At 70.8% G+C, this 20,474-nt stretch carries 28 protein-coding genes; 11 read left to right on the top strand and 17 right to left on the bottom strand.

Annotated features, from left to right (window positions below; all coding sequences use genetic code 11):
- Positions 1 to 28: 28 nt before the first annotated feature.
- The 5 genes from QYS60_RS19265 to QYS60_RS19245 form a co-directional block, all read right to left on the bottom strand.
- On the bottom strand, positions 29 to 670 hold the full coding sequence (locus tag QYS60_RS19265) for a HemK2/MTQ2 family protein methyltransferase (protein WP_289382046.1): 642 nt from the start codon (positions 668 to 670) through the stop codon (positions 29 to 31).
- Positions 671 to 772: 102 nt separating this feature from the next.
- Positions 773 to 1,138 (bottom strand): hypothetical protein, encoded by a 366-nt coding sequence (locus QYS60_RS19260; protein ID WP_371383962.1) that lies wholly within the window; start codon positions 1,136 to 1,138, stop codon positions 773 to 775.
- 63 nt (positions 1,139 to 1,201) lie between these two features.
- Entirely contained in the window at positions 1,202 to 2,797 is a 1,596-nt protein-coding gene (locus QYS60_RS19255; protein ID WP_371383961.1) for a phytoene desaturase family protein, read from the bottom strand.
- Positions 2,794 to 3,252, bottom strand: coding sequence for an SRPBCC family protein (locus QYS60_RS19250; RefSeq protein WP_289382050.1), 459 nt, complete (start codon positions 3,250 to 3,252; stop codon positions 2,794 to 2,796). Before QYS60_RS19250 ends, QYS60_RS19255 begins: the two co-directional genes overlap by 4 nt.
- A 35-nt stretch (positions 3,253 to 3,287) precedes the next feature.
- Positions 3,288 to 4,367 carry an NAD-dependent epimerase/dehydratase family protein gene (locus QYS60_RS19245; protein ID WP_289382052.1) on the bottom strand — a complete coding sequence of 360 codons (1,080 nt, stop codon included), beginning with the start codon at positions 4,365 to 4,367 and terminating at the stop codon, positions 3,288 to 3,290.
- Between the two features lie 72 nt (positions 4,368 to 4,439).
- On the opposite strand from QYS60_RS19245, the gene QYS60_RS19240 reads away from it, so the two are divergent.
- From QYS60_RS19240 to surE, 3 genes are all read left to right on the top strand, one after another.
- On the top strand, positions 4,440 to 5,030 hold the full coding sequence (locus QYS60_RS19240) for a DUF2231 domain-containing protein (RefSeq protein WP_289382054.1): 591 nt from the start codon (positions 4,440 to 4,442) through the stop codon (positions 5,028 to 5,030).
- 74 nt (positions 5,031 to 5,104) lie between these two features.
- Complete coding sequence (locus tag QYS60_RS19235; RefSeq protein WP_371383960.1) at positions 5,105 to 6,079, top strand: PfkB family carbohydrate kinase; 975 nt, start codon at positions 5,105 to 5,107, stop codon at positions 6,077 to 6,079.
- 4 nt (positions 6,080 to 6,083) lie between these two features.
- Complete coding sequence (surE, locus tag QYS60_RS19230) at positions 6,084 to 6,875, top strand: 5'/3'-nucleotidase SurE (RefSeq protein ID WP_054371739.1); 792 nt, start codon at positions 6,084 to 6,086, stop codon at positions 6,873 to 6,875.
- Positions 6,876 to 6,905: 30 nt separating this feature from the next.
- Here the strand turns inward: surE and QYS60_RS19225 are convergent, their stop codons facing one another.
- The 6 genes from QYS60_RS19225 to QYS60_RS19200 all read right to left on the bottom strand — a co-directional run bounded on the left by QYS60_RS19225 (position 6,906) and on the right by QYS60_RS19200 (position 11,685).
- Complete coding sequence (locus QYS60_RS19225) at positions 6,906 to 8,087, bottom strand: zinc-dependent alcohol dehydrogenase (RefSeq protein ID WP_371383959.1); 1,182 nt, start codon at positions 8,085 to 8,087, stop codon at positions 6,906 to 6,908.
- Positions 8,088 to 8,196: 109 nt separating this feature from the next.
- Positions 8,197 to 8,514 carry a PRC-barrel domain-containing protein gene (locus QYS60_RS19220; RefSeq protein ID WP_371383958.1) on the bottom strand — a complete coding sequence of 106 codons (318 nt, stop codon included), beginning with the start codon at positions 8,512 to 8,514 and terminating at the stop codon, positions 8,197 to 8,199.
- Entirely contained in the window at positions 8,501 to 8,905 is a 405-nt protein-coding gene (locus QYS60_RS19215) for a hypothetical protein (RefSeq protein WP_371383957.1), read from the bottom strand. The genes QYS60_RS19220 and QYS60_RS19215 overlap by 14 nt, the downstream gene beginning before the upstream one ends.
- The gene (locus tag QYS60_RS19210) at positions 8,902 to 10,131 is read right to left on the bottom strand and encodes an NRAMP family divalent metal transporter (protein ID WP_289382371.1); all 1,230 of its coding nucleotides are present in this window, start codon (positions 10,129 to 10,131) and stop codon (positions 8,902 to 8,904) included. The genes QYS60_RS19215 and QYS60_RS19210 overlap by 4 nt, the downstream gene beginning before the upstream one ends.
- Positions 10,128 to 10,586: a hypothetical protein gene (locus QYS60_RS19205; RefSeq protein ID WP_371383956.1), complete on the bottom strand. Its 459-nt coding sequence runs from the start codon at positions 10,584 to 10,586 to the stop codon at positions 10,128 to 10,130. The genes QYS60_RS19210 and QYS60_RS19205 overlap by 4 nt, the downstream gene beginning before the upstream one ends.
- A gap of 91 nt (positions 10,587 to 10,677) precedes the next feature.
- Positions 10,678 to 11,685: a DNA topoisomerase IB gene (locus QYS60_RS19200; RefSeq protein WP_371383955.1), complete on the bottom strand. Its 1,008-nt coding sequence runs from the start codon at positions 11,683 to 11,685 to the stop codon at positions 10,678 to 10,680.
- 100 nt (positions 11,686 to 11,785) lie between these two features.
- Between QYS60_RS19200 and QYS60_RS19195 the strand changes: the two genes are divergently transcribed.
- The 3 genes from QYS60_RS19195 to QYS60_RS19185 all read left to right on the top strand — a co-directional run bounded on the left by QYS60_RS19195 (position 11,786) and on the right by QYS60_RS19185 (position 14,717).
- Positions 11,786 to 13,273, top strand: a complete 1,488-nt coding sequence (locus tag QYS60_RS19195) for an FAD-dependent oxidoreductase (protein ID WP_289378568.1) — start codon at positions 11,786 to 11,788, stop codon at positions 13,271 to 13,273.
- Positions 13,274 to 13,335: 62 nt separating this feature from the next.
- Entirely contained in the window at positions 13,336 to 13,908 is a 573-nt protein-coding gene (locus tag QYS60_RS19190; RefSeq protein WP_003937478.1) for a type 1 glutamine amidotransferase domain-containing protein, read from the top strand.
- A gap of 59 nt (positions 13,909 to 13,967) precedes the next feature.
- Positions 13,968 to 14,717, top strand: a complete 750-nt coding sequence (locus QYS60_RS19185; protein WP_003937477.1) for a PAS and ANTAR domain-containing protein — start codon at positions 13,968 to 13,970, stop codon at positions 14,715 to 14,717.
- On the opposite strand, the gene QYS60_RS19180 is transcribed toward QYS60_RS19185, so the two are convergent.
- The 3 genes from QYS60_RS19180 to QYS60_RS19170 all read right to left on the bottom strand — a co-directional run bounded on the left by QYS60_RS19180 (position 14,674) and on the right by QYS60_RS19170 (position 15,564).
- Positions 14,674 to 14,871, bottom strand: a complete 198-nt coding sequence (locus QYS60_RS19180) for a hypothetical protein (protein ID WP_003937476.1) — start codon at positions 14,869 to 14,871, stop codon at positions 14,674 to 14,676. The two genes, QYS60_RS19185 and QYS60_RS19180, sit on opposite strands and share 44 nt — an antisense overlap.
- A 90-nt stretch (positions 14,872 to 14,961) precedes the next feature.
- Positions 14,962 to 15,201 carry a CsbD family protein gene (locus QYS60_RS19175; RefSeq protein ID WP_003937475.1) on the bottom strand — a complete coding sequence of 80 codons (240 nt, stop codon included), beginning with the start codon at positions 15,199 to 15,201 and terminating at the stop codon, positions 14,962 to 14,964.
- Between the two features lie 99 nt (positions 15,202 to 15,300).
- Positions 15,301 to 15,564, bottom strand: coding sequence for a DUF6480 family protein (locus QYS60_RS19170; RefSeq protein WP_003937474.1), 264 nt, complete (start codon positions 15,562 to 15,564; stop codon positions 15,301 to 15,303).
- A gap of 241 nt (positions 15,565 to 15,805) precedes the next feature.
- On the opposite strand from QYS60_RS19170, the gene QYS60_RS19165 reads away from it, so the two are divergent.
- The 3 genes from QYS60_RS19165 to QYS60_RS19155 all read left to right on the top strand — a co-directional run bounded on the left by QYS60_RS19165 (position 15,806) and on the right by QYS60_RS19155 (position 17,003).
- Positions 15,806 to 16,039 (top strand): hypothetical protein, encoded by a 234-nt coding sequence (locus QYS60_RS19165; RefSeq protein ID WP_003937473.1) that lies wholly within the window; start codon positions 15,806 to 15,808, stop codon positions 16,037 to 16,039.
- A gap of 20 nt (positions 16,040 to 16,059) precedes the next feature.
- Positions 16,060 to 16,422: a hypothetical protein gene (locus QYS60_RS19160; protein ID WP_040782958.1), complete on the top strand. Its 363-nt coding sequence runs from the start codon at positions 16,060 to 16,062 to the stop codon at positions 16,420 to 16,422.
- A gap of 119 nt (positions 16,423 to 16,541) precedes the next feature.
- Positions 16,542 to 17,003, top strand: a complete 462-nt coding sequence (locus QYS60_RS19155) for a DUF4383 domain-containing protein (RefSeq protein ID WP_289378567.1) — start codon at positions 16,542 to 16,544, stop codon at positions 17,001 to 17,003.
- A gap of 56 nt (positions 17,004 to 17,059) precedes the next feature.
- Here the strand turns inward: QYS60_RS19155 and QYS60_RS19150 are convergent, their stop codons facing one another.
- Entirely contained in the window at positions 17,060 to 17,479 is a 420-nt protein-coding gene (locus tag QYS60_RS19150) for an STAS domain-containing protein (protein WP_289378566.1), read from the bottom strand.
- 280 nt (positions 17,480 to 17,759) lie between these two features.
- Here QYS60_RS19150 and QYS60_RS19145 point away from each other — a divergent pair, with 280 nt between their 5' ends.
- Positions 17,760 to 18,191 (top strand): ATP-binding protein, encoded by a 432-nt coding sequence (locus QYS60_RS19145; protein WP_003937469.1) that lies wholly within the window; start codon positions 17,760 to 17,762, stop codon positions 18,189 to 18,191.
- Positions 18,188 to 18,985, top strand: a complete 798-nt coding sequence (locus tag QYS60_RS19140; RefSeq protein ID WP_289378564.1) for a SigB/SigF/SigG family RNA polymerase sigma factor — start codon at positions 18,188 to 18,190, stop codon at positions 18,983 to 18,985. The genes QYS60_RS19145 and QYS60_RS19140 overlap by 4 nt, the downstream gene beginning before the upstream one ends.
- 27 nt (positions 18,986 to 19,012) lie before the next feature.
- Here QYS60_RS19140 and QYS60_RS19135 read toward each other — a convergent pair whose 3' ends face one another.
- The gene (locus QYS60_RS19135) at positions 19,013 to 19,279 is read right to left on the bottom strand and encodes a DUF4235 domain-containing protein (RefSeq protein WP_003937467.1); all 267 of its coding nucleotides are present in this window, start codon (positions 19,277 to 19,279) and stop codon (positions 19,013 to 19,015) included.
- A 69-nt stretch (positions 19,280 to 19,348) separates the two neighbouring features.
- The gene (locus QYS60_RS19130; RefSeq protein WP_289378562.1) at positions 19,349 to 20,389 is read right to left on the bottom strand and encodes an NAD(P)-dependent alcohol dehydrogenase; all 1,041 of its coding nucleotides are present in this window, start codon (positions 20,387 to 20,389) and stop codon (positions 19,349 to 19,351) included.
- Positions 20,390 to 20,474 lie beyond the last annotated feature (85 nt).

Below are 20,474 nucleotides of genomic sequence, written 5' to 3'. Positions count from 1 at the left end.
GTCCCGGGGGCTGCCACCCGTGGCTACCTCACGGGCAGTGCGTTCGATCGGCACGGATCACCACCACTTCCTCGGTGTCGACTCCTGCGGGCAGCTCGTACCGCGTCCGCAGATATCCGGCGCGGCTGCGCATCACGGGTCCGAACGGGACCCGGCGACGGGCGACGACGGAGGCCTTGAGACCGCCGTCGCGCAACCGGACGAGCGTCTCGTCCACCCCCGAGAACTCGGAATGCACGACGAGTGCGAAACCGCCGGGGGACAACAGGTTCGGCAGCCCGGCGCACAGGGGGTCCAGCACCGCCCGGCCGTCGGCACCGGCATCCCAGCGGGCATCGCCGGAATCGGCGTCGTGCGGGACGTAGGGCGGATTGGACAGCACCACGTCGAACGGGCCGTGCCGGCCGGCCTCGTCCAGCCCACCGCGCACCACCCGGATCGGAAGCTTCCGCGATCTCGCATTGAGACGCGCCGCGAGGACCGCACGGGGAGCGATGTCCAGTGCCGTCACGGACCCGGCGCCGGACATCGCCGCCGATACGGCGATGAAGCCTGTGCCGGTGCAGAAGTCGAGCACCTTGGCGCCGGGGGGTGCCGCCGCACGGTCCAGTGCTCCGGCGAGCAGATGCGAATCCTCCTGCGGGCGGTACACACCGGGCAGTCGCCACACCCTCCTGGGCGCCGGCACGTTACCGGACCCCGGCTGCGACGGCACGGCCCCCGTGGGTGGACCGGACGAGGGACACGGTGAGTTCCGGGCGAGACGTCGTTGTCATACGTGGGAGTACCCCCCGGAACGGCCACCCGAAACCTGGTGGGGACGGAAGGCGGCGGCGCCGCCGCGTCGCGACACCGCGGCCCCGTCCGGACGAGTGCGGGAGGCCGCTGACCGCACCGAACCCGGCCGCCCGGCGGCCGGCGCCGCGGTCAGCGAACCGAGCATGAACGACAACCCCGCCGCCACGGCGAGTCCCGCCCCGACGCCCGTGAGTGCGGAAGCGGAGAGCACACCCACACCCACGGCGGCGATCACGCAGATTCCGGCAGCGAGTGCGGCGACTCCACCTTCCACCTCACGCAGCGCCTGCGGCACGAGCGACGGGCCGTGCACCTGCCGGATCGGTGTTCCCACTGGCATTCCCATGCCTACTGATACCCGTTCGGCGGATCGTCCAATCGCGTCGGCGACGAGACCGGGAAATCAGCTGCGTGTCAGCACGTCCGAGATCGCCTCGTTCAGCCGCCGCCGCACCCTGCCGCCCACGCCGTGGTCACGCAGAGCTGCGCGGGCCGCGTTCCACCCGCACATGCCGTGCACGCCGCCGCCGGGGTGAGTGGACGACCCGGCCAGGTACACACCCTCGACCGGCGTGCGGGGACCACCGAAACCGGGCAACGGCCGGAACACGAGCTGCTGGTGGATCTGGGCGGTGCCGCCGTTGACCGCCCCGCCGACCAGGTTCGCGTTGGCGGCCTCGAGGTCGCGGGGGCGTTGCACGCTGCGGTGCACGATCGAGCTCAGCACCCCCGGAGCGTGTGCCTCGAGTTCGGCGTCGACGCGCCGGGCCAGTTCCTCTGCGGAGGCGTCGTCGGCGACACCGCGTGGCAGATGGGTGTACGCCCAGGCGCTTTCCGTCCCCTCCGGTGAGCGCACCGGATCGGAGGTGGTCATCTGACCGAAGATGATGAACGGGTGCTCCGGCACGCGACCGGTCGCGAGGTCGGCCGACCAGCGCACGAGACCGTCGGCGTCGGCGCCGAGATGGACGGTCCCGGCTGTCGCGAGTGCCTGCGAGCGCCACGGAATCGGCCGGCCGAACCCGTAGTTCACCTTCACCACGGGTGTGTCCCACTCGAAGCGCCGCAGGTCGTCGCGGACCGCGGCCGGCACGGCGTCCGCGGGCAGGAGCGAGCCGAACAGCGCCGGCGCGGACACGTCGGCCAGTACCGCCCGCCGGACCCGGAAGCGTTCGCCCTGCTCGGTACGGACCTCGGTGACCGTACCGCCGCCGACCTCGATGCCGGTGACCTTCCGGCCGCACAGTATCCGCGCCCCGCTGTGTTCGCCGCGACGCGCCAGGGCCGCCGCGAGTTCCCCGGCCCCACCCTCGGGCACCGGATAGCCCACATCCTGCGCGAGCATGGTCAGGACGTACCCCATGATTCCGCTGCCCGCCGAGTCCACGGGGGTGTCGGCGTGCATCGCGTTGCCGAGCAGCAGCAGCCGCGCGTGTTCGCCACCGAACAGTTCCTCGGACATCCGGCGGGCGGGCAGCGCCAGCATCCGGACGAAGCGCAGGGCGTCCGCGGTACCGAGGCGGCGCAGCAGCCCCGCCGGGCCGCGTACGGGTGGAAAGGGCTCGAACAGGGTGCTCAGGAACGGTTCACGGATCTCTTTCCACTGCTCGGTCAGCCGGATCCAGGCGCTGCCGTCGCCGGGATGCCGCCGTTCGAGTTCGGCCGCGGTCGCCGTGACGTCCGGGAAGACCACCGCGGCGTCCTCGTCGTACGGACCGGCGGCGTGCCCGTACACCTTCGGCGCCCGGCGCAGGCGCAACCCGTGCGAGGACAGGTCGAGCGCCCGGAACGCCGGAGAGGCCGCCGCGAGGGGATAGAAGGCGCTGAACAGGTCCATCCGGAAGCCCGGATGGAGTTCCGCCGTGCGGACGGCGCCGCCGACCTCGTGCTGCTCCTCGAGCACCAGGACGTCCCAGCCGGCGTCGGCCAGCACAGCCGCGGCCGTCAGGCCGTTCTGGCCGGCGCCGACGACGACGGCATCGACGGTCTCGGCACTCACTCGCCGACGCCCTTCGGCTCCGTGGCGCGTTCGGCCATGAGGACGAGCCGGCGCAGGCATTCGACGTTGCGCGGCAGCACCAGCCGGGCCTGGATCGCATCGGGAACGAGCTGACCTGGGCCGGCGGCGGCCTGCTCCGCCATCTCGATCCGGCAACCACCGGGTCGCTCGTGCAGGCGCATGGTGATCTCGGCCTGCCCGGCCGGCCACGCCCGCGCCCGCAACTTCAGCTCCTTCCCGGGAACCGACTCCACCACCTCCGTGTGGTCGTTCAGCAGGGCTGGCCACACCCCCACCGAGTGGTGGATGCGGCTGCCCACCGCCGGCCACGTGTCGTCCACCGCCCGGATACGGGAGGCCCCCACCACCCAGCTCGCGTACGACCAGCCGTCGGCGAGGACGTCCCACACCTGCTGGGGCGTCGCCGTGGTGTCGCGCTGCGCCGTCTCACTCATCCCGATACCCTCTCTCGTCGCTGCGCCGCGAGTGGTCACGGCGGGACGCGGCGCCCGACGGTCCCCCGCCCGAGCAGGGCGCTCATCGTCTCGAGCGGTCCGCGACTGCGCAGGACCGGGCTGTCGGTGCCGGCCTCGGCCTGCATACCCGCGATGGCCTCGCGCCACACCCGGGGGCCCGGGACGGTCGTGTCCCAATCCAGGTCCCGGCGGGCCCGGTCGCAGTTCAGCATCGGGGTGTTGTACGCCAGGTCGATCCAGCCGCCGGCGATCGGTTGCAGGTGGACCTGCCAGGTCGCCTCGACGACGGCCCGCAGCACCTGCCGCGGCACTGGGACGGCCCGCGCCCCGAATGCGCCGGCGATGTCGGCCGCCCGCAGCGGTTCGGGGGCCGCGAGGTTGAACACGCCCGGTACGCGCCGCTCCAAGGCGACGTCGAGGGCGGCGGCCACGTCGTCGGCGTGCACGGCGGGGATCGCCGTTCCGGAATCCACAGGCAGCAAAGGCAGGTGACGAAGCACCAGGTCGGGCACGTATCCCGGTACCGCGTAGCGTCGCAGCGCGCTACCGCCCGCGTACTGACCGATGAAGCCCGGCCGGAACCGGGTGACGATCGGCGCCACGGCCGCCTCCGCGATGCGCCGGTCGAGCAGCCGCTCCGCCGCGACCTTGTCGACGCTGTACGCGCACGATTCGATGCCGGTCGCGGGCCACGACTCGTCGACCGCGCGGCCGTACGCCCCGGCCGCGTACACCGCGGCCGAGGACATGTGGACCAGATGCCCGACGCCGGCGGCGAGGACGGCGTCGATCACGGCCGCGGTGCCGTCCACCCCGGTGCGACGCAGGTAGTCCCGGCGGTGCGAGGGCTGGAAGCCCCAGGCCAGATGCACGACGGCGTCGGCGCCGTCGACGACCGGGCGCAGCCGGGTCTCGGCGTCGGGCGCAGCGAGGTCGATGCTGTGCCAGGTCATGTCGCCGTAGGGATCGGTGGCCGGTGGCACGCGGCGGGCGACGGCCACGATCTCCGGCGGTTCCGATCTCAGAGCGAGCCGTCGCAGCAGGGCGGTGCCGACATTGCCGCTGGCGCCGGTGATCACGATGCGCTGTCCCATGATCGCAGGAGTTACCCCACCGAGCTGCGTCGTACACCCCTCGTGGCAGGTTTCACCCGCCCGGGGACGGGTATGCCCGTGGGCATGACGGGCTCGCAGATGGACATCCTCTATTCCGGGACGGAATCGGCGACGTGGCTGGACGGCCCGGCCGAACTGTTGGGTAGGCAGCTCGGGCGGATCGCGGACACTCCGGTCGGCGCGGTGCTCCACGGCACGCCGGTCGGTCACCCGCTGCATCCGGCACTCGTGACCGTGCCCATCGGGGCATGGACCGCGGCCGTCGCCTTCGACGCCCTGCGGCAACCCGAGGCCGCGCGGCGGCTGATCGGGCTCGGACTGCTGGCGACTCCGCCGACGGTCCTGGCCGGCTGGGTCGACTGGGCGCACACCGACACCGTGCAGCGCCGGGTCGGGCTGATCCACGCGGTGGTCAACGGCACCGGAGCGGCCCTCATGGCCCTGTCCTACCGCCGCCGGCGGCGGGGGCCCACCGCCGGCGCGGTGACGCTCAGCGCCGCCGGCGCGGCACTGATCGGGCTGGGCGGGCTGCTGGGCGGTCACCTCGCGTATTCGCTCGGCGCCAACGTGCATCCGGCCGAGGTGCCGAACGCTCCCGCCTACGATCCCGTCCTCGCCGGTTCGCCCGACGGAACGGCCTGACAGGCCGACACCGCCGTACGAACCGCACGCCCGTCACCGCGGGCGGCGCACCCATCTCTCCCCGAAGGATCTACATGACTGCCCCGTCCCGCGACGGCAACGACGACAATGCCCCCTCTGCCTTCGTTTTCGCCCCCACCCCCCTGCTCACCGTCACCGTCGAGTCGTCGCCGTCCGACATCCCCGAACTGCACGTCCATGCCGGCGGCCAGGGCTTCTGGATTGCCCGCATGGCGGTCACTCTCGGCCTGAACGTGCGGCTGTGCGGCACCTTCGGCGGCGAGACCGGTCCCGTCGTCAGCGATCTCATCGCACGCGAGGGCGTGTCGGTGCGATCGGTGTTCACCGCGGGGCAGAACGGCTCGTACGTGCACGATCGCCGCGGCGGTGAGCGCGAGGAGATCGTCGAGGTCCCGCCGCCCACGCTCAACCGGCACGAGGCCGACGACCTGTTCGGTGCGGCCCTGTCCGAGGGTCTCGACGCGGACGTGGCGCTGCTCGGCGGCCCGCACTGCGACCAGGCGATACCGCACGACGTCTACACCCGGCTGGCCGCCGACCTGACCGCGATGAACGTCCCCGTCGTCGCCGATCTGTCCGGTCCGACGATGACCGCGGCGCTCGAGGGCGGCCTCGCCGTACTCAAGGTCAGCCACGAGGATCTCATCGAGGACGGGCGGGCGAAGTCCGACGACGTCGACGACCTGATCGCCGCCATGAAGGAACTCGTCGCCCAGGGTGCCCGGAACGTGGTGCTCTCCCGCGCCGGCGACCCGGCACTCGCGCTCGTCGACGACGAACTGATGGAGATCGTCTCGCCGCCGCTGAACATTGCCGACCACCGCGGCGCCGGCGACTCCATGACCGCCGGGATCGGGGCTGCGCTGGCTGCCGGGCGGCCCCTCGCCGAGGCGCTGCGGCTCGGGGCGGCCGCCGGCGCCGTCAACGTCACCCGGCACGGGCTGGCCACCGGACAGCGAGAACTCGTCGCCAAGGTCGCCGAGAGCGTCGAGGTCCGGCCGTTCGCGAAGGGCAAGAAGGGGAGGTAGTCCTGTGAGAGCGCTGATCGTCAACGACGACGGGGTGGACAGCCACGGCATTTCGGTGCTCAGCCGGGTGGCGGTCGAGGCCGGTCTCGACGTGGTGGTGGCCGCGCCCCACGCCGAGCGCAGCGGCGCCAGCGCCTCGCTCAGCGCCCTCGAGGAGGACGGCCGGCTCGTCGTCTCGCCGCGCACGTTCCCGGACCTGCCGGACACGACGGTGCTCGCCGTGGAGGCGTCGCCGGCACTGATCGCCTTCGTCTCGATGTACGGCGCCTTCGGTCCCCCACCCGACATCGTGCTCTCCGGGATCAATCACGGCCCCAACACCGGTCATGCGATCCTGCACTCCGGAACGGTCGGCGCGGCGCTGACCGGCGCCAACCACGGCAGTCTGGCCCTGGCCGTGTCCCTGGCGGGATCGGTCCACGAGCACTGGGACGGCGCCGAGGCCGTCGCCCGGCATGCCCTGCAATGGGTGCTGGGTCAGGGCGTGCCGGGCACTGTGCTCAACGTCAACGTGCCCGACATCCCGCTGCACGAGCTGCGCGGGCTGCGCACGGCACCGCTCGCTGCGTTCGGTGCCGTGCAGGCCGACATCGGCGAGTCGGGCCAGACCCCGGACGACGACGACCGCCGGTTCGTGACGGTGACGTTCAGCGACATCCGGGCCGAGGAGTCCGAGGACACGGATGCGGGCCTGCTCGCCCAGGGCTGGGCGACGGCGACGGTGCTGCGGTCACCTTTCGAGGCCGCCGACGTCGCCACCGAGGATCTGCCGCGTACCGCAGCCGACCTGGGGTGACGCCGGCGGCACCGAACGCCGGCGCACCGGTCAGGGCTCGAGCTGGATCTTGATCGCCCCCTCCCGCTTGCGCTGGAAGATCTCGTAGGCGTGCGGGGCGTCCGACAGCGGCAGCCGGTGCGTGGCGAAGGTGTCCACACCGAGCGGATCGTCGTCGGTGAGCAGCGGCATGATCTGCGGCACCCAGTTGTTGACGTTCGCCTGGCCCATCCGCAGCCGGATCTGCTTGTCGAACAGGGTCATCATCGGCATCGGGTCGGTCATGCCACCGTATACGCCGCTGAGCGAGATCGTGCCGCCGCGCCGTACCACGTCGATCGCGGTGTAGAGGGCGTGCAGGCGATCGATACCGACGTGGGTCATCAGCGGCGCGGCCAGCGCGGAGGGCAGCATGCTCGTCGCGGTGTGCATCGCCGACGCGACCGGTGACCCGTGGGCCTCCATGCCGACCGCGTCGATCACCGAATCGGTGCCACGGCCGTCGGTGCGGTCCCGGATCATCTCGCCCAGCGAGTTCCCGGCCTCCTTCAAGTCGATGGTCTCGATGCCGCGCGTGGCGGCCCGCGCGAGCCGCTCGGGCACCATGTCGACACCGATCACCCGGTAGCCGCGGTGCACGGCGATCCGCCCGGCCATCTCACCGATGGGTCCGAGGCCGAGTACCGTCACCGAACCACCATCGGGAACGTGTGCGTACTCCACGGCCTGCCACGCGGTGGGCAGCACGTCGGACAGGTAGACGAACCGCGAGTCCGACGGCCCCTCCGGAACCGAGATGTGGGTCGAATCCGCATGCGGCACACGAAGATACTGCGCCTGGCCGCCGGGAACACTCCCGTACAGCTTCGAGTACCCGAACAGTGCGGCCCCGGAGCCCTGGTCCCGCACCTGCGTGGTCTCGCACTGGGAGAACAGGCCGTCCCCGCACATGAAGCAGCTGCCGCACGAGATCTGGAACGGGATGACCACGCGGTCACCGGGTTTGATCTTCGTGACCTCCGCACCGACCTCCTCGACGATGCCCATGGGTTCGTGCCCGAGGATGTCCCCCGGCGACATGAACGGCCCGAGCACCTCGTACAGGTGCAGATCCGAACCGCAGATGTTGGTGGTCGTCACCCGGATGATCGCGTCGGTGGGCTGTTCGATCTTGGGGTCGGGGACCGTGTCGACGCTCACCTTCCGCTTGCCCTGCCATGTCACTGCCTTCATCGCCGCTCCTCTCGCCCCGGTCGTGCCGGGCTCTTCCAGTCGTGGGCTACGCGGCACAACGCCGGCTCGAACCGCCTACCCGCCAGGGCGGGATGCAAACCTCCCTGCGCTACCGCAGCATCGGCGACCAGCGCGAATACCCCGGTCGCAGCTCGACCCGGCCGTCGCCGACCCGGCGCACGTCGCGCCACAGCACGAGGAACGCACCACGGTGTCGCCACCGCAGATACCGGGCGATCAGCGCGGGCCGGACCTCCTCGGTGCGTTCGTAGCCGAGGAACGAGCCACTCGAACTCGGGCTGACGAGCACGCCCTCGAACCGCAGCCGGTTCTGCGGCGACTCCACGAACCGTACGTCGACGGCAAAACCCACACGACGGCCGTCCGCATCGTGGACCCGCGCCCCGACGAGTTCACTGAGGCGCACGACGACCTCCGGGGAGGCGCGCGACGATGCGGTCCCGGACCCACCGCTCGACCCACAGGTGGTCCAGTCGATCGCCGGACACTCGCAACTCCACCGTGGTGCCCAGGTGGGCGACGTCCGACCAGTCGATCGAGTCGAGTCGCGAATCCGGCGGCCGACCACCGAATATTCTTGTAGGAAGCGCGTTTCCGCTCAGAATTGCATGCACCGTCGGCGGCGGCGCGGCGGGGTCGATGTCCGTCCCGGCCTCGACCCCGGCCAGCTCGACATCGTCGACGGTGGTCACCGGCCGGCCGTCGACGTCCACGACCAGCCGGTCGAGCAGATGCAACCGGGCGTCGACGAGCCGGCCGCGCAGCGGCGCCTCGGGCAGCTTCCCGGATTCGCTCATGCTCCCGCTCCCGTCATCACCAGCAACGGCACCGCTGCGATCGACGCGACGACGATCACCGGAAGGTAGGCGAGGGCGAGTGCGTTGACGACCGGTCCGTTGACGTGTTCTCCCATGTATTCGCGGTCGTTCGCGACCAGGAGGATCGGCAGGTAGGTCAACGGCAGGGCGACCGCCGAGAACACCACCGACACCTCGGTGACCAGAACCGGATCCACCCCGGTCGCCAGTACCGCGAGACCGACGACCAGGGCGATCATCATCGACACGTGGAAGCGCGCCGCCTCCGCCGGGCGCCGGAACTTGCCCCACGACCAGCCGAAGAACTGCGCGAGCGTGTACCCGCTCGACAAGGTGGTCTCGAGCGCCGCCCCGAAGGTCGCCGCGACGATCCCGACGAGGACGAACGCCAGCGCGAGCGTGCCGCCGGCCACCACGACCGGCATCACGACCTCCGACAGCGACGTCACCTCGATGCCGCGGGGCAGAAGAACCACCGCGGCGCATCCCGCGATCGCGACCGACAGGATCCCACCGAGCGGGAACCCCACCGCCACGTTGATCCGGGAGCGGGCGAGATCGGCGACCGTCCACCGCTCCTCCACCGCGCCGGAGGAGAAGAAGAACACCTCGTACGGGGTCATCGCGGCGCCGAAGAGAGCGACGGCGTAGAACCAGTACACGGCCGTCGACTCGGACTCGGGGACCGCCGGCGCGAATGCCTGACCGGTGAGTTCCCCCCAGTCCGGGCCCGTCAGGAACAGCGCGACGGCGAACACGATCAGACACAGGCCCAGCAGGCCCGTGACGTTCTCCATCACCGAGAACCGCACCCGCCAGATCACGAGCCATACCGCGAACGCCGCCACGGGCATCCACATCAACGGTCCCGTCCCGGCGGCCAGCTGCAGAGCGAGGGCTACGCCGCCGACCTCGGCGGTCAGGGTCAGCAGGTTGATCAGGAACGACGCACCGAGATTGGCCAGCGCCGCGCGCGGACCGAGCCGTTCCCGGATGATCTCGAAGGTCGCGCGACCGCTCACCGCGGCGACGCGCCCGGCCATGTTCGCGTACAGGCAGATGCCGCCGACCCCGAGGACGACGACCCAGGCCAGACCGAGCCCGAACCGTGAGCCCACCACGGCGTTGGTGACCATGTCGCCGATGTCGAGGAACCCGCCGATGGCCGTGAGGATTCCGAGGGCGACACCGAGGAGCTTCTTCATCGGCTCCCCTCCGCGAACGCGGACAGGTAGCCGGTGAGATCGGCCAGGCGGCCCGTCACGTCCGCCGCGGACGGGGCTGTGGCGACGGCGTCCGTTCGAGCGCGGGCCTCACCGAGGACGGTCGCGGCGTCGTCGATCCGGTCGAGGAGCGCGGCGCGGTGCGCCGCCTCCTGACCGGTGGCGACCTCGACCGCAGCCACGGCCGAGTAGGCGGCGAGCACCTCGTCGAGTGCGTCCGACAGCACGGTCACGGCGTGGGCGCGGGTGGTGCGGTGCCCGGCCACCAGTTCCATCGCCAGTTCCGCGGAGGCGGTGGCCGAGGCGGACTGCGCGGCGGCACGCGAGAGGTCGCCCTCCGTGCCACCCGGCAGCCCCGCACAGCTGCCCAGCACCGCGGCGGATGCGACGAGCCATGCCGCGACCGTCCGTCCCACGCTCCCGTGCCCTGCCTCCACCGGATCCACCTCGCAGTCCGATGCCCGCGGGTCCACGAGCGGGCACCTGCCGGATACCGCGTGGCGCCGCGGTCGAAACTCGCAGGCGGACTCAGGACCGGCGCAGCAGCCGGATCACGGCGCGTTCGACGACGGCCCGGGATTCGTCCGGATCGCCACACCTGCCGGCTCGCCGCAGCGCAGCGCGGATCGTGCGGCCGTCCGCCCAGGCCCGCATCACGCGGGGGTCGACGTACGAGGCTCGTGCCACCGCGGGGGTGTTGCCGAGCTCCTCCGAGACCGCACGCATCACGGCCGCCTCGACCCGCGTCCGGCCGCGCCCACTGCCGGGCACGTCGTGCTCGGCGAAGGCCGCGGCGGCAAGCACCGTCGCCCCCCACGTGCGCAGATCCTTCGCACTGCAGTCCTCCCCGGCGAGTTCCTTGAACCGGGCGTTGACGTCGTCCGCGTGCAGCTCGCGGATCGCATCACCGTCGCGGTAGACCAGCAACCGGCCCGATTCGCTGCGGACCCGGCGCAGTGCCCGGACAGCCGTCGCCAGGTCGGCGTCCTCGACCGTGACGACCCTCCGGATGCCGCCCTTGGCCGGATAGTCGAACGTCAGGGCGGTGTCACGCAGCCGCACGTGGCTGCGCAGCAACGTCGCAACCCCGTAGGTACCGTTCTCGGCCGCGTACTCCTCCCCGCCCACCCGGAACACGGCCCGGTCCAGCAACCGCAGGGCCACCGCCTCGACCCGGCGCCGCCCCACCCCCCGCCCGGTCAGGTCGGCCTGCACCTGGGCCCGCCAGGACGGAAGCCGGGCCGCCATGGCCAGTACCCGGTCGTGCTTCTCCTCGTCGCGCTCCTCGCGCCACCGCTGGTGGTACAGGTACTGCCGCCGGCCGGCGGCATCGATGCCCACGGCCTGGATGTGCCCGTCGGGGCGGGGGCAGATCCACACCTTGCGCCACGCCGGAGGGATGACGAGCTCGTCGATACGGGCGAGCACGGCCTCGTCGGTCACGCGATTGCCGTCGGCGTCGTGATAGGTGAAGCCTCGGCCGCGGCGCACCCGCCGGATCCCGGGGCCGGAAGTGCTGCTCCGCCGCAATCGCATCCCCCTCACTCCTCCCGCCGGCTCCCTGCCCCGCGGATACCCCGGCGGGCACCCGGGCAACCGGAGGTTTCCCGCACGCGGCACCGGGCATACCCCACAGGTGACCTCCCTGTGGCTCTCCCGCACCGATACCGCCCACCTCGACGACACTCCGTGGCCCGAGGGTCCGGCCCGCTTCGACACCGTCGTGGTCGGCGCCGGCCTCACCGGAGTGGTGACAGCTCTCCTGCTCGCGCGCGCCGGGCACCGCGTGGCCGTCCTCGAGGCCCGCACGGTCGGCGCCGTCACCACCGGCAACACCACCGGCAAGGTCAGCCTGCTGCAGGGCAGCACGCTCTCGAGTATCGCCCGGGGCCATTCGCGCGACGTCCTGCGCAACTACGTGGCCGGCAACCTCGAGGCCCAACGGTGGGTGGTGCAGCTGTGCCGCGAACGGGACCTGCCGATCGAATCCGCGGCGGCCTACACCTACAGCGCCGGCGAGGAGAGCGCCGCCACGGTGCGCGCCGAGTACGAGGCCTGCCGCGCCGCCGGGCTCGATGCCCGCATGACCACCGAGACGGAACTGCCGTACCCCGTGGCCGCCGCGGTGACGCTGGCCGACCAGTCGCAGATCGATCCGATGCCGTTGCTGCACGAGCTGGTCCGGGAACTCCGGGAGCGCGGTGGCGCGCTGTTCACCGGTTGCCGGGTCCGGAAGGTCCGCTCGGACCGGAACGGCTGCGTGGCCGTCACCGATCGTGGCGACGTGCAGGCCGGGCACATCGTGCTCGCGACGGGGACACCGATCCTCGATCGCGGCGGGTTCTTCGCCCGGCTCGAGCCCCAGCGGTCGTATGCGGCCGCGTTCGAAGTGCCGGGCGACGTCCCGAGCGGCATGTACCTGTCCGTGGATTCGCCGACGCGGTCGCTGCGCACGGCGTACGGAGGGCAGTACTTCCTCGTGGGCGGCAACGGGCACACCGTCGGGCGGGCACACGACCATCGCGGGGCCGCGGACGATCTCGTCGCGTGGACGGGCCGCCACTTCCCCGGCGCGAAAACTGTGGCACGTTGGTCGGCGCAGGATTATTCGACACTCGACCACCTGCCGTACGTGGGTCCGCTGCTGCCCGGCAACGACCGGTTGCTCGTGGGCACCGGCTACGGCAAGTGGGGAATGACGAACGCGGTGGCCGCGGCCCGGTTGCTGTCGGACCGCATCCTCGGCGAGGCGACTCCGGAGTGGGGGTCGGCGTTCCAAGCCTGGAGTCCCACACAGGTTTTCGATCTTCCGGCAGCGACCCGCCTCAATGCCGCCGTGGCGGTGGAGATGACGCGCGGATGGATGCGCGCCGAGTTCTCCGGGGACGGTGCGCCGCCGCCCACCGGCGGCGGCGAGGTACGCCGGGAGAAGCTCCGTCCGGTCGGGGTGTGCACCGTGGACGGCACCACGCACCGGGTGTCCGCGGTGTGCCCGCACCTGGGCGGGGTGCTGCGGTGGAACGATGCGGAGGCCTCCTGGGACTGCCCGCTGCACGGTTCCCGCTTCGCCGCGGACGGGCGCCTGCTCGAGGGTCCCGCCACCCGGGATCTGCCGCGGGAGTGACGTTTCCCCGTCGCCGGCCTCGGGTACGCGACCGGCGGAACACGACGAAAGGACGACTTGCGATGAGTGACCCAGGAAACGGCCGGTTGGCGGGACGCACCGTGGCCGTCCTCGCGACGAACGGTGTCGAGGAAGTCGAGTTGGTGGAGCCGCGGCGCGCGGTCGAGGAGGCGGGTGGCACGGTGCGCCTACTGTCGCTCGAACCCGGTGAGATCCAAGCCATGAAGTCCGACGTGAACGCAGCCGGAAGATACCGGGTCGACCAGGCGGTATCGGAAGTGTCGGTGTCGGACTTCGACGCCCTGATCCTGCCCGGTGGCACCACCAATCCCGATCACCTGCGCCAGGACTCCGCCGCCGTCGCGTTCGTGCGGGACTTCGTCGAGTCGGGGCGGCCCGTCGCGGTGATCTGTCACGGGCCCTGGACGCTGGTCGAGGCCGACGTGGTCCGGGGACGGACGCTGACATCCTACCCGAGTGTCCGCACGGACATCCGCAACGCCGGCGGAAACGTGGTCGACGAGGAAGTGGTCGTCGACGGGAACCTGGTGTCGAGCCGCAATCCGAAGGATCTGCCCGCCTTCTGCACGACCCTCGTCGACGTGTTCGCGAACGCGGAGCAGCACGCCGGTTAGCTCGCGTCACGTCACGCGCCGTCCGAGAGAGTGCTCGCCTCCCGAGGCATAATCGTTGCGTGACGGAACCGAGCGCGCGCACCCGCGACACCCGGACGGACGACGCCTCCGAGCAGGTGTTCGCGAGCGGGAAACCGCAGCGGGTCGGGAGTTTCCGCTATCTGATCGACGAGGACAGGTGGGAGTGGTCGGACGGCGTGGCACGGATGCACGGCTATGCCCCCGGAACCGTGCAGCCGACCACCGACCTGCTGCTGCAGCACAAGCACCCCGACGACCGCGCCCAGGTCGCCGCCATGGTGAGCGCCATGCAGCGCAACGGTGAGCCGTTCAGCGGCCGGCACCGGATCGTCGACGCACACGGCAGGGTGCGACCGGTGGTGGTGATCGGCGACCGCCTCCTCGACGAGCGAGGACGGGTCGTCGGCACGGCCGGGTTCTACGTGGACCTGTCCGACGCCTACGACGACGAGGTCCGCGAGGGCGTCGACGAGGCGGTCTCGGCGCTCACGCAGGACCGTGCCGTCATCGAACAGGCAAAGGGCATGATCATGGCGGTCTACCGGATCCAGGAGGATCACGCCTTCGAGATCCTCGCCTGGCGGTCCCAGGAGACGAATGTCAAGCTCCGTGCGCTCGCCGAGCAACTGGTCCACGACGTCACCACCGGACTCGACGTGCCGGCGAAGTTCCGGAACGAATTCGACCATCTGCTCATGACCGTGCACGAGCGCGTCCCGTCGAAGTCGACTCCCCCGGGCGCCGTCACGGACTCGGCTGCGGAAGTTCGCACTCCACCTTCGGATTGACCCCGGCATAGTTCAGCGGTCCCGCGACGACCGTCACCGCGATGGTGGCGAAGTCGGCGCAGTTCTGCTCGGCTTCCGTGAAGTACCCTCGCTGCCCGGCCGCGATCGCCCCGATCACCAGCCACACCAGCACCACGAACGTCACAATGCGCATCGCTTCTCCTCGGGAGACGAAGACCCGGGAGCCGAACGGCCCCCGGGTCGTGGACGAACGACGGGCGCGACCCAGCGGCCGCTCACTCCGTCACTGCTGATGCGAGCGCTGGCGGGCCTCGTCGACCTCGGCGTCGGCGCGGGCCTTCTCCGCTTCGGCTTCCTTCTTCGCGGCCTCCCGCTGGCTGTCCGCCTTGTCCTGCTGGGCCCGCCCCTCCCGGGTGAGCTCGTCGTTGCCGACGACGGCGCCGGTCGCCTCCTTGGCTTTGCCCTTGACGTCTTCGACGACGCCCTTCACGCCTTCGCTCGGTCCGCTCGTGTTCTCTGCCATGCGACTCTCCCTCGTCGGCGTTCCTCGCTTGCGAGCCAGGGATACCCTTGTCGAACTCGGGCAAACCATACGGGACTGCAGCGCCTGTAACTGCGCCGTCTACATCAGGATCCCCACGATCACCACCAGGAAGAGCACCACGATCAGCGCGACCGCGCCGACTGCGAGAATGCCGGTGGGCGGGAAGTGGTTCCGAGTGCGCGGCTCAGGTGCCGACAGTCCGGAGGTGGTACCCGAGTCCGGGGGTGTCGAACCAGGTGCCACCCCGCCGCCGGGCTCGAGATCGGGCGTCCGGGCAGGGTCGGGATCGGTGTCGGAATGCGCCTGCGGATCGGGGATGTTCCGCGGATCGGGGGCGTTCATCACCCACTCCTTTCTCTCGGCGGCCGACACCTCGACCGGAGGTGACGTGGCCGGAGGGTGCCGTCCGCCTCAGGTGGGTTCCCGGCCCGCCTCCGGTCAAACCGCCGCACCGGCTCGGGTTACGGCGGGCCGTGCGGGGTATCCGCAGGCCATGACCGAGCCGGCGGCCGGCGAGCAGTTTGACGGGACCGGCCGCCGGGCACCCGTTCCACAGGACCGGACATCCGAGAGGAGGAGCGTGATGGCTACCTGCGATACGTGCGGCAACGACTACGACAAGACCTTCACCGTGACCCGGGGCGACGTCTCGGGCACATTCGACAGTTTCGAATGTGCGGCACAGGCGATGGCGCCGCAGTGCGCACACTGCGGTTGCCGCATTCTCGGCCACGGAGTGGAAGCCGACGGCACCATGTTCTGCTGCGCCCACTGCGCCCGGAAATCGGGACAGGTCGCGCTCACCGACCGAGCGTGAGGAGACCGTGAGGAGACACTGTGACACAAGATGTGGAGAAGCGGTGGCGGGATCCCCGCACCGCGCGCTCGGCGGTGCGCTATGCGGCCGTCGTCGTCGTCGCGGCCCTGCTCCTGATGGCGGCGGTCGTGATCTGGGCCGCCACGAACGGTGACCGGTGCGCCGACGAGGAGTTCCTCGTCTGCACCGACCCGGCACGGCTCGTCCTGGCCCTCGGCCCCACGGCGATCCTGCTCTTCGGCGCGGTCGGCGCGTTCGTGCAGACCTATCGGGTGTGGCGCTCGGGCGGGACATGGCCGATCTGGCACGGCACGGGCTGGGGACTGATGATCCTGACCCTGGTGTACGGGACGATCTCCTCCGGCGTTCTCGTCGCGGGGTGAGCCGACGAGCCACCAGGCGGGCGGGTTTCGACAGGAACCGCCCGGGCTATTCCTCCGTCCCGGGGCGCTGCGCCCCGCGCATCCCGATAGAGGGCCCCGCGCACCCCGATGGAGGAACGATGATCCGATCCAGCCCGTATCCCAGGGTGCAGCGCACCCGGATCCAGGGTTACGCCCTCGCGGTCGGCATCGTGTTTCTCTTGATCGGGGCGCTCGGATTCGTGCCCGGTCTGACCAGCGGATACGACTCGATGACGTTCGCGGGACACGAGTCGCACGCGCATCTTCTGGGCCTGTTCCGCGTCTCGATCGCCCACAACCTGCTGCACCTCGCCTACGGCGGGGTGGGAGTCCTGGCCGCCCGCAAGGTGCGCGCGTCGCGGATCTACCTGATCGCGGGTGGCGCCGGGTACCTGGCGCTGTCGGCGTTCGGCATGATGGTCGGACACGACAGCGCCGTCAATGTGGTGCCGGTCAACGCGGCCGACAACTGGCTGCACCTGGCGTCGGGCGTGCTGTTGCTCGTCCTGGCGGTCGATCCGCGCGGCAACCGTCCCCCTAAGCTCCCGAAGCCTGCCTGACCGGCAGCCGAGCCGGCCGGCGGACAGTCGCAATTGCGGATCAGGACGAGTGCGGCTCAGATCGGCGCTCGCAGGGCGTGGATCGCGCTGTCGAGCGTGGCATGCACGTAGACCGGTTCGCCGAGCACCCGCAGCAGCCGATTCACCGCCCGTCCACCGACGAGCGCCCACCGGGAGTTCCGGCGCCGGGCCAGAGTGTCGAGTTCCTCGAACACGGTCAGTCCTGCCGAACCGAAGAAGTCCACGTCCGACAGGTCGAGCACCACACGCGACGACGTGTGCAGCCGGGCGCCCGCGTAACTGCACAATGCGGGAGCGTTGCGCATGTCGAGTTCGCCCGCCACAGCGACCCGGACGAGCGCGGAACTGATTCTCTCGGTGGAGAAATCCGCCCCGGACGAGGTGCGGCAGAGAGGCGGCTGATCCGATCGGGTGACCCACAGCGACGTGACTTTGCGCTGGGTAACGGTAGTCATGAGCTTCCCATCGTCGGGAGAGTGGAAGCGCCGACGGGACGGGACCGCACTGACACCGGCTACCGCGAATACGCGGCACTTCCGAGCCAGGCTGTGTGCTCAACCTCACTCACACCCTACGGCAGTCGCAGCGGCACTGCAAAGAACCTGCCTACCAGCTGCAATGCCACTGGTACGGAAACCGTTTCCGCATGATTGAGAACCCCGCGTCGCGGGTAGTCTCGCGAGGAACACCCGCTCGCCCGGGCCCTCAACCTGCCGCAACGGAGAAACAACACACATGGCGAACACGGCATCGATCGATTCGGCCCTCGAACGCACCCATCCCGTAGTGGAATTGCGGGTGCGCGCGGAACCAGGCCAGCTTCCCGTACTGCGCGCGGTCGCTGCCGCCATCGCCATCCAGCAGGGCTTCGACCTCGACGCGGTGGCCGACGTCAAGCTCGCGATCGACGAGGCGGGCACCCGGCTCATCACCCGGGCTCCGGAAGGTGCGACGTTGTCGTGCCGGTTCCAGGCGATGCCGCCTGCACTGCGGATCAGCGCGTCTGCTCTCACGGTCGACGGCGGACTGACCGCGGACTCGCGGACCTTCGGGTGGCATGTACTCAATGCGCTCGCCGACTCCGTCGACGTGAAGGTGGACGAGACCGACGAGGGATCCGTCACCACCATCGACGTCTCCCTGACCGACAGCAGCGCTGTTCTGTGACGGGGACCGGCGCCCAACGGCGCAGCGGCCGAGCCGCCGACGAATACGCCGACGTCATCCCTCTCTTCGAGAAGATGGTGGCGCTCGGCGAGGACGATCCCGCACGCGGAACCATGCGCGACAGCCTGGTCGAACGGTGCCTGCCACTCGCGGAACACATCGCCCGCCGATTCGACGGCCGCGGCGAGGCGTTCGACGATCTTCTGCAGGTTGCCCGCCTCGGCCTGGTCAACGCCGTGGACCGGTTCGATCCCGAGCGCGGCTCGGACTTCGTGTCCTTCGCGGTTCCGACCATCATGGGCGAGGTGCGCCGCCACTTCCGCGACGCCGGTTGGGCGGTGCGCGTGCCGCGCCGGATGAAGGAGATGCACCTGGCGCTGAGCAAGGCGACCGGGGAACTCTCGCAGCGCCTCGGCCGTGCCCCCACGGCGGCCGAACTCGCAGCGGAACTGGGACTCGATCCCGAAGAGGTCGCGGAAGGCCTCGTCGCCGGCAACGCATACCAGGCGGTCTCGGTCGACCGGCCTGCCCCGGCCGGGGACGACGGCGTCACTCTTGCGGACACTCTCGGCGACTACGACGCCGCGCTCGCGCACGTGGAGAACCACGAAGCGCTGCGTCCGCTGCTGGCCGCGCTGCCGGAACGCGAGCGCACGGTCGTGCTGCTGCGCTTCTTCGGGAACATGACCCAGACCCAGATCGCCGAACGGGTCGGTGTGTCCCAGATGCACGTGTCACGACTGCTGACGAAAACCCTCGCCCAGCTGCGTGAACAACTGGGCGAGGGCTTCTAGGACCGAGGGTCTCTCTTCGTCCCCGGGTCACTGCTTCCCGGGCCAGGTGCCGGTGACGCGGCGGAAGCCGACTGCGCTCGCGCGGTTCGCCGCCGCGCTCACCGCGCCGAAGATCGCTCCCTGCACGGCGGCGGAGACCAGCACCTCACGCCACCCGAAGCGGCTGTCCATGGCCTCCGGCGGATCGTCCTGGCCGGCACCGAGCGCCCACACCTTCCGGAACACCATGCCGGCGGCCACACCCGCCAGAGAACTGACTACGAGGCTCACGGGCCGGTACAACGCCTTCTTCACATTTCCTCCACGTCTCGAGGTACGAGGCGGGAGTACCCGGCCGTCGCGGTCTCACACCTGCCGGACTGCTCAGATGGTGGTGGCATCGATGACGAAGCGGTAGCGCACGTCGCTCGCCACGACCCGGTCGTACGCCTCGTCGATCCGGTCGGCCGGGACGACCTCGATCTCGGCGCCGATCCCGTGTTCGGCGCAGAAGTCGAGCATCTCCTGAGTCTGCGGGATGCCGCCGACCATGGAGCCGGCGAGACTGCGGCGGTTCCGGGCGAGCGAGAACGCCCGGAGCGTGAGGGGGTGTTCGGGCAGGCCCAGCTCGACGAGGGTGCCGTTGCGGGCGAGCAGCGACAGGTAGGCATCCATGTCGAGATTCACCGACACGGTGTTGACGATCAGGTCGAATGTGTCCCGCAGATCCACGAAGGTCTGCGGATCGGTCGTGGCGCGGTAGTCGACGGCGCCGAATCGCAGCCCGTCCTCCCGCTTGGCCAGCGAATGCCCCAGCACGGTCACCTCCGCACCCATTGCCGCGGCGATCTTCACGCCGACGTGGCCGAGACCGCCCATGCCGATGACGGCGACCTTCCTGCCCGGTCCGGCGCCCCAGTGCCGGAGCGGGGAGTACAGGGTGATGCCCGCGCAGAGCAGCGGCGCCGCCGCATCGAGCGCCAGGCCGTCGGGGATCTTCAGGACGAAGTGCTCGGTGACGACGATATGGGTGGAGTATCCGCCCTGAGTCACCTCGCCGTCGCGGCCGACCGCGTTGTAGGTGCCGGTGACCCGCTCGGCGCAATACTGCTCGTCGCCGCTGGTGCAGGCCTCGCACTCGAGGCACGAGTCGACGAAGCAGCCCACGCCGACCCGGTCGCCGACCGCATGCCTGGTGACGTCGGAGCCGACAGCGCTCACCACCCCGACGATCTCGTGGCCGGGGACGACCGGGTAGCGGGTGCCGCCCCACTCGTTGCGGGCGGTGTGGATGTCGGAATGGCAGATTCCGGCGTACCGGATCTCGATGAGCACGTCGAGGGGACCGAGCTCGCGCCGCTCGATGGTGGTCTTGACGAGAGGTCTGTCCGCCGCGGTGGCGGCGTACGCAGCAACGGTAGTCATGCGTTCATGCCTACCTGCCGGCGCGCCGACGCGCACCCGCGGGGCCGCTCGCGGGTGCGCGTCGTCGGTTGCCGTCCGGTCGCTC

It is taken from the genome of Rhodococcus sp. GXMU-t2271 (assembly GCF_041414735.1).
In the GTDB taxonomy this organism is placed as follows: Bacteria; Actinomycetota; Actinomycetes; order Mycobacteriales; family Mycobacteriaceae; genus Rhodococcus; species Rhodococcus indonesiensis.
This window is presented reverse-complemented; position numbering and strand designations above follow the sequence as displayed.

What these genes read in the sequence shown, in the direction of transcription:
- QYS60_RS19260 (WP_371383962.1), bottom strand. Translation starts at nt 1,138, where the DNA reads ATGCCAGTGGGAACACCGATCCGGCAGGTGCACGGCCCGTCGCTCGTG.
- QYS60_RS19250 (WP_289382050.1), bottom strand. Translation starts at nt 3,252, where the DNA reads ATGAGTGAGACGGCGCAGCGCGACACCACGGCGACGCCCCAGCAGGTG.
- QYS60_RS19245 (WP_289382052.1), bottom strand. Translation starts at nt 4,367, where the DNA reads ATGGGACAGCGCATCGTGATCACCGGCGCCAGCGGCAATGTCGGCACC.
- QYS60_RS19240 (WP_289382054.1), top strand. Translation starts at nt 4,440, where the DNA reads ATGCCCGTGGGCATGACGGGCTCGCAGATGGACATCCTCTATTCCGGG.
- QYS60_RS19235 (WP_371383960.1), top strand. Translation starts at nt 5,105, where the DNA reads ATGACTGCCCCGTCCCGCGACGGCAACGACGACAATGCCCCCTCTGCC.
- QYS60_RS19225 (WP_371383959.1), bottom strand. Translation starts at nt 8,087, where the DNA reads ATGAAGGCAGTGACATGGCAGGGCAAGCGGAAGGTGAGCGTCGACACG.
- QYS60_RS19215 (WP_371383957.1), bottom strand. Translation starts at nt 8,905, where the DNA reads ATGAGCGAATCCGGGAAGCTGCCCGAGGCGCCGCTGCGCGGCCGGCTC.
- QYS60_RS19210 (WP_289382371.1), bottom strand. Translation starts at nt 10,131, where the DNA reads ATGAAGAAGCTCCTCGGTGTCGCCCTCGGAATCCTCACGGCCATCGGC.
- QYS60_RS19200 (WP_371383955.1), bottom strand. Translation starts at nt 11,685, where the DNA reads ATGCGATTGCGGCGGAGCAGCACTTCCGGCCCCGGGATCCGGCGGGTG.
- QYS60_RS19190 (WP_003937478.1), top strand. Translation starts at nt 13,336, where the DNA reads ATGAGTGACCCAGGAAACGGCCGGTTGGCGGGACGCACCGTGGCCGTC.
- QYS60_RS19180 (WP_003937476.1), bottom strand. Translation starts at nt 14,871, where the DNA reads ATGCGCATTGTGACGTTCGTGGTGCTGGTGTGGCTGGTGATCGGGGCG.
- QYS60_RS19175 (WP_003937475.1), bottom strand. Translation starts at nt 15,201, where the DNA reads ATGGCAGAGAACACGAGCGGACCGAGCGAAGGCGTGAAGGGCGTCGTC.
- QYS60_RS19170 (WP_003937474.1), bottom strand. Translation starts at nt 15,564, where the DNA reads ATGAACGCCCCCGATCCGCGGAACATCCCCGATCCGCAGGCGCATTCC.
- QYS60_RS19165 (WP_003937473.1), top strand. Translation starts at nt 15,806, where the DNA reads ATGGCTACCTGCGATACGTGCGGCAACGACTACGACAAGACCTTCACC.
- QYS60_RS19155 (WP_289378567.1), top strand. Translation starts at nt 16,542, where the DNA reads ATGATCCGATCCAGCCCGTATCCCAGGGTGCAGCGCACCCGGATCCAG.
- QYS60_RS19150 (WP_289378566.1), bottom strand. Translation starts at nt 17,479, where the DNA reads ATGACTACCGTTACCCAGCGCAAAGTCACGTCGCTGTGGGTCACCCGA.
- QYS60_RS19145 (WP_003937469.1), top strand. Translation starts at nt 17,760, where the DNA reads ATGGCGAACACGGCATCGATCGATTCGGCCCTCGAACGCACCCATCCC.
- QYS60_RS19130 (WP_289378562.1), bottom strand. Translation starts at nt 20,389, where the DNA reads ATGACTACCGTTGCTGCGTACGCCGCCACCGCGGCGGACAGACCTCTC.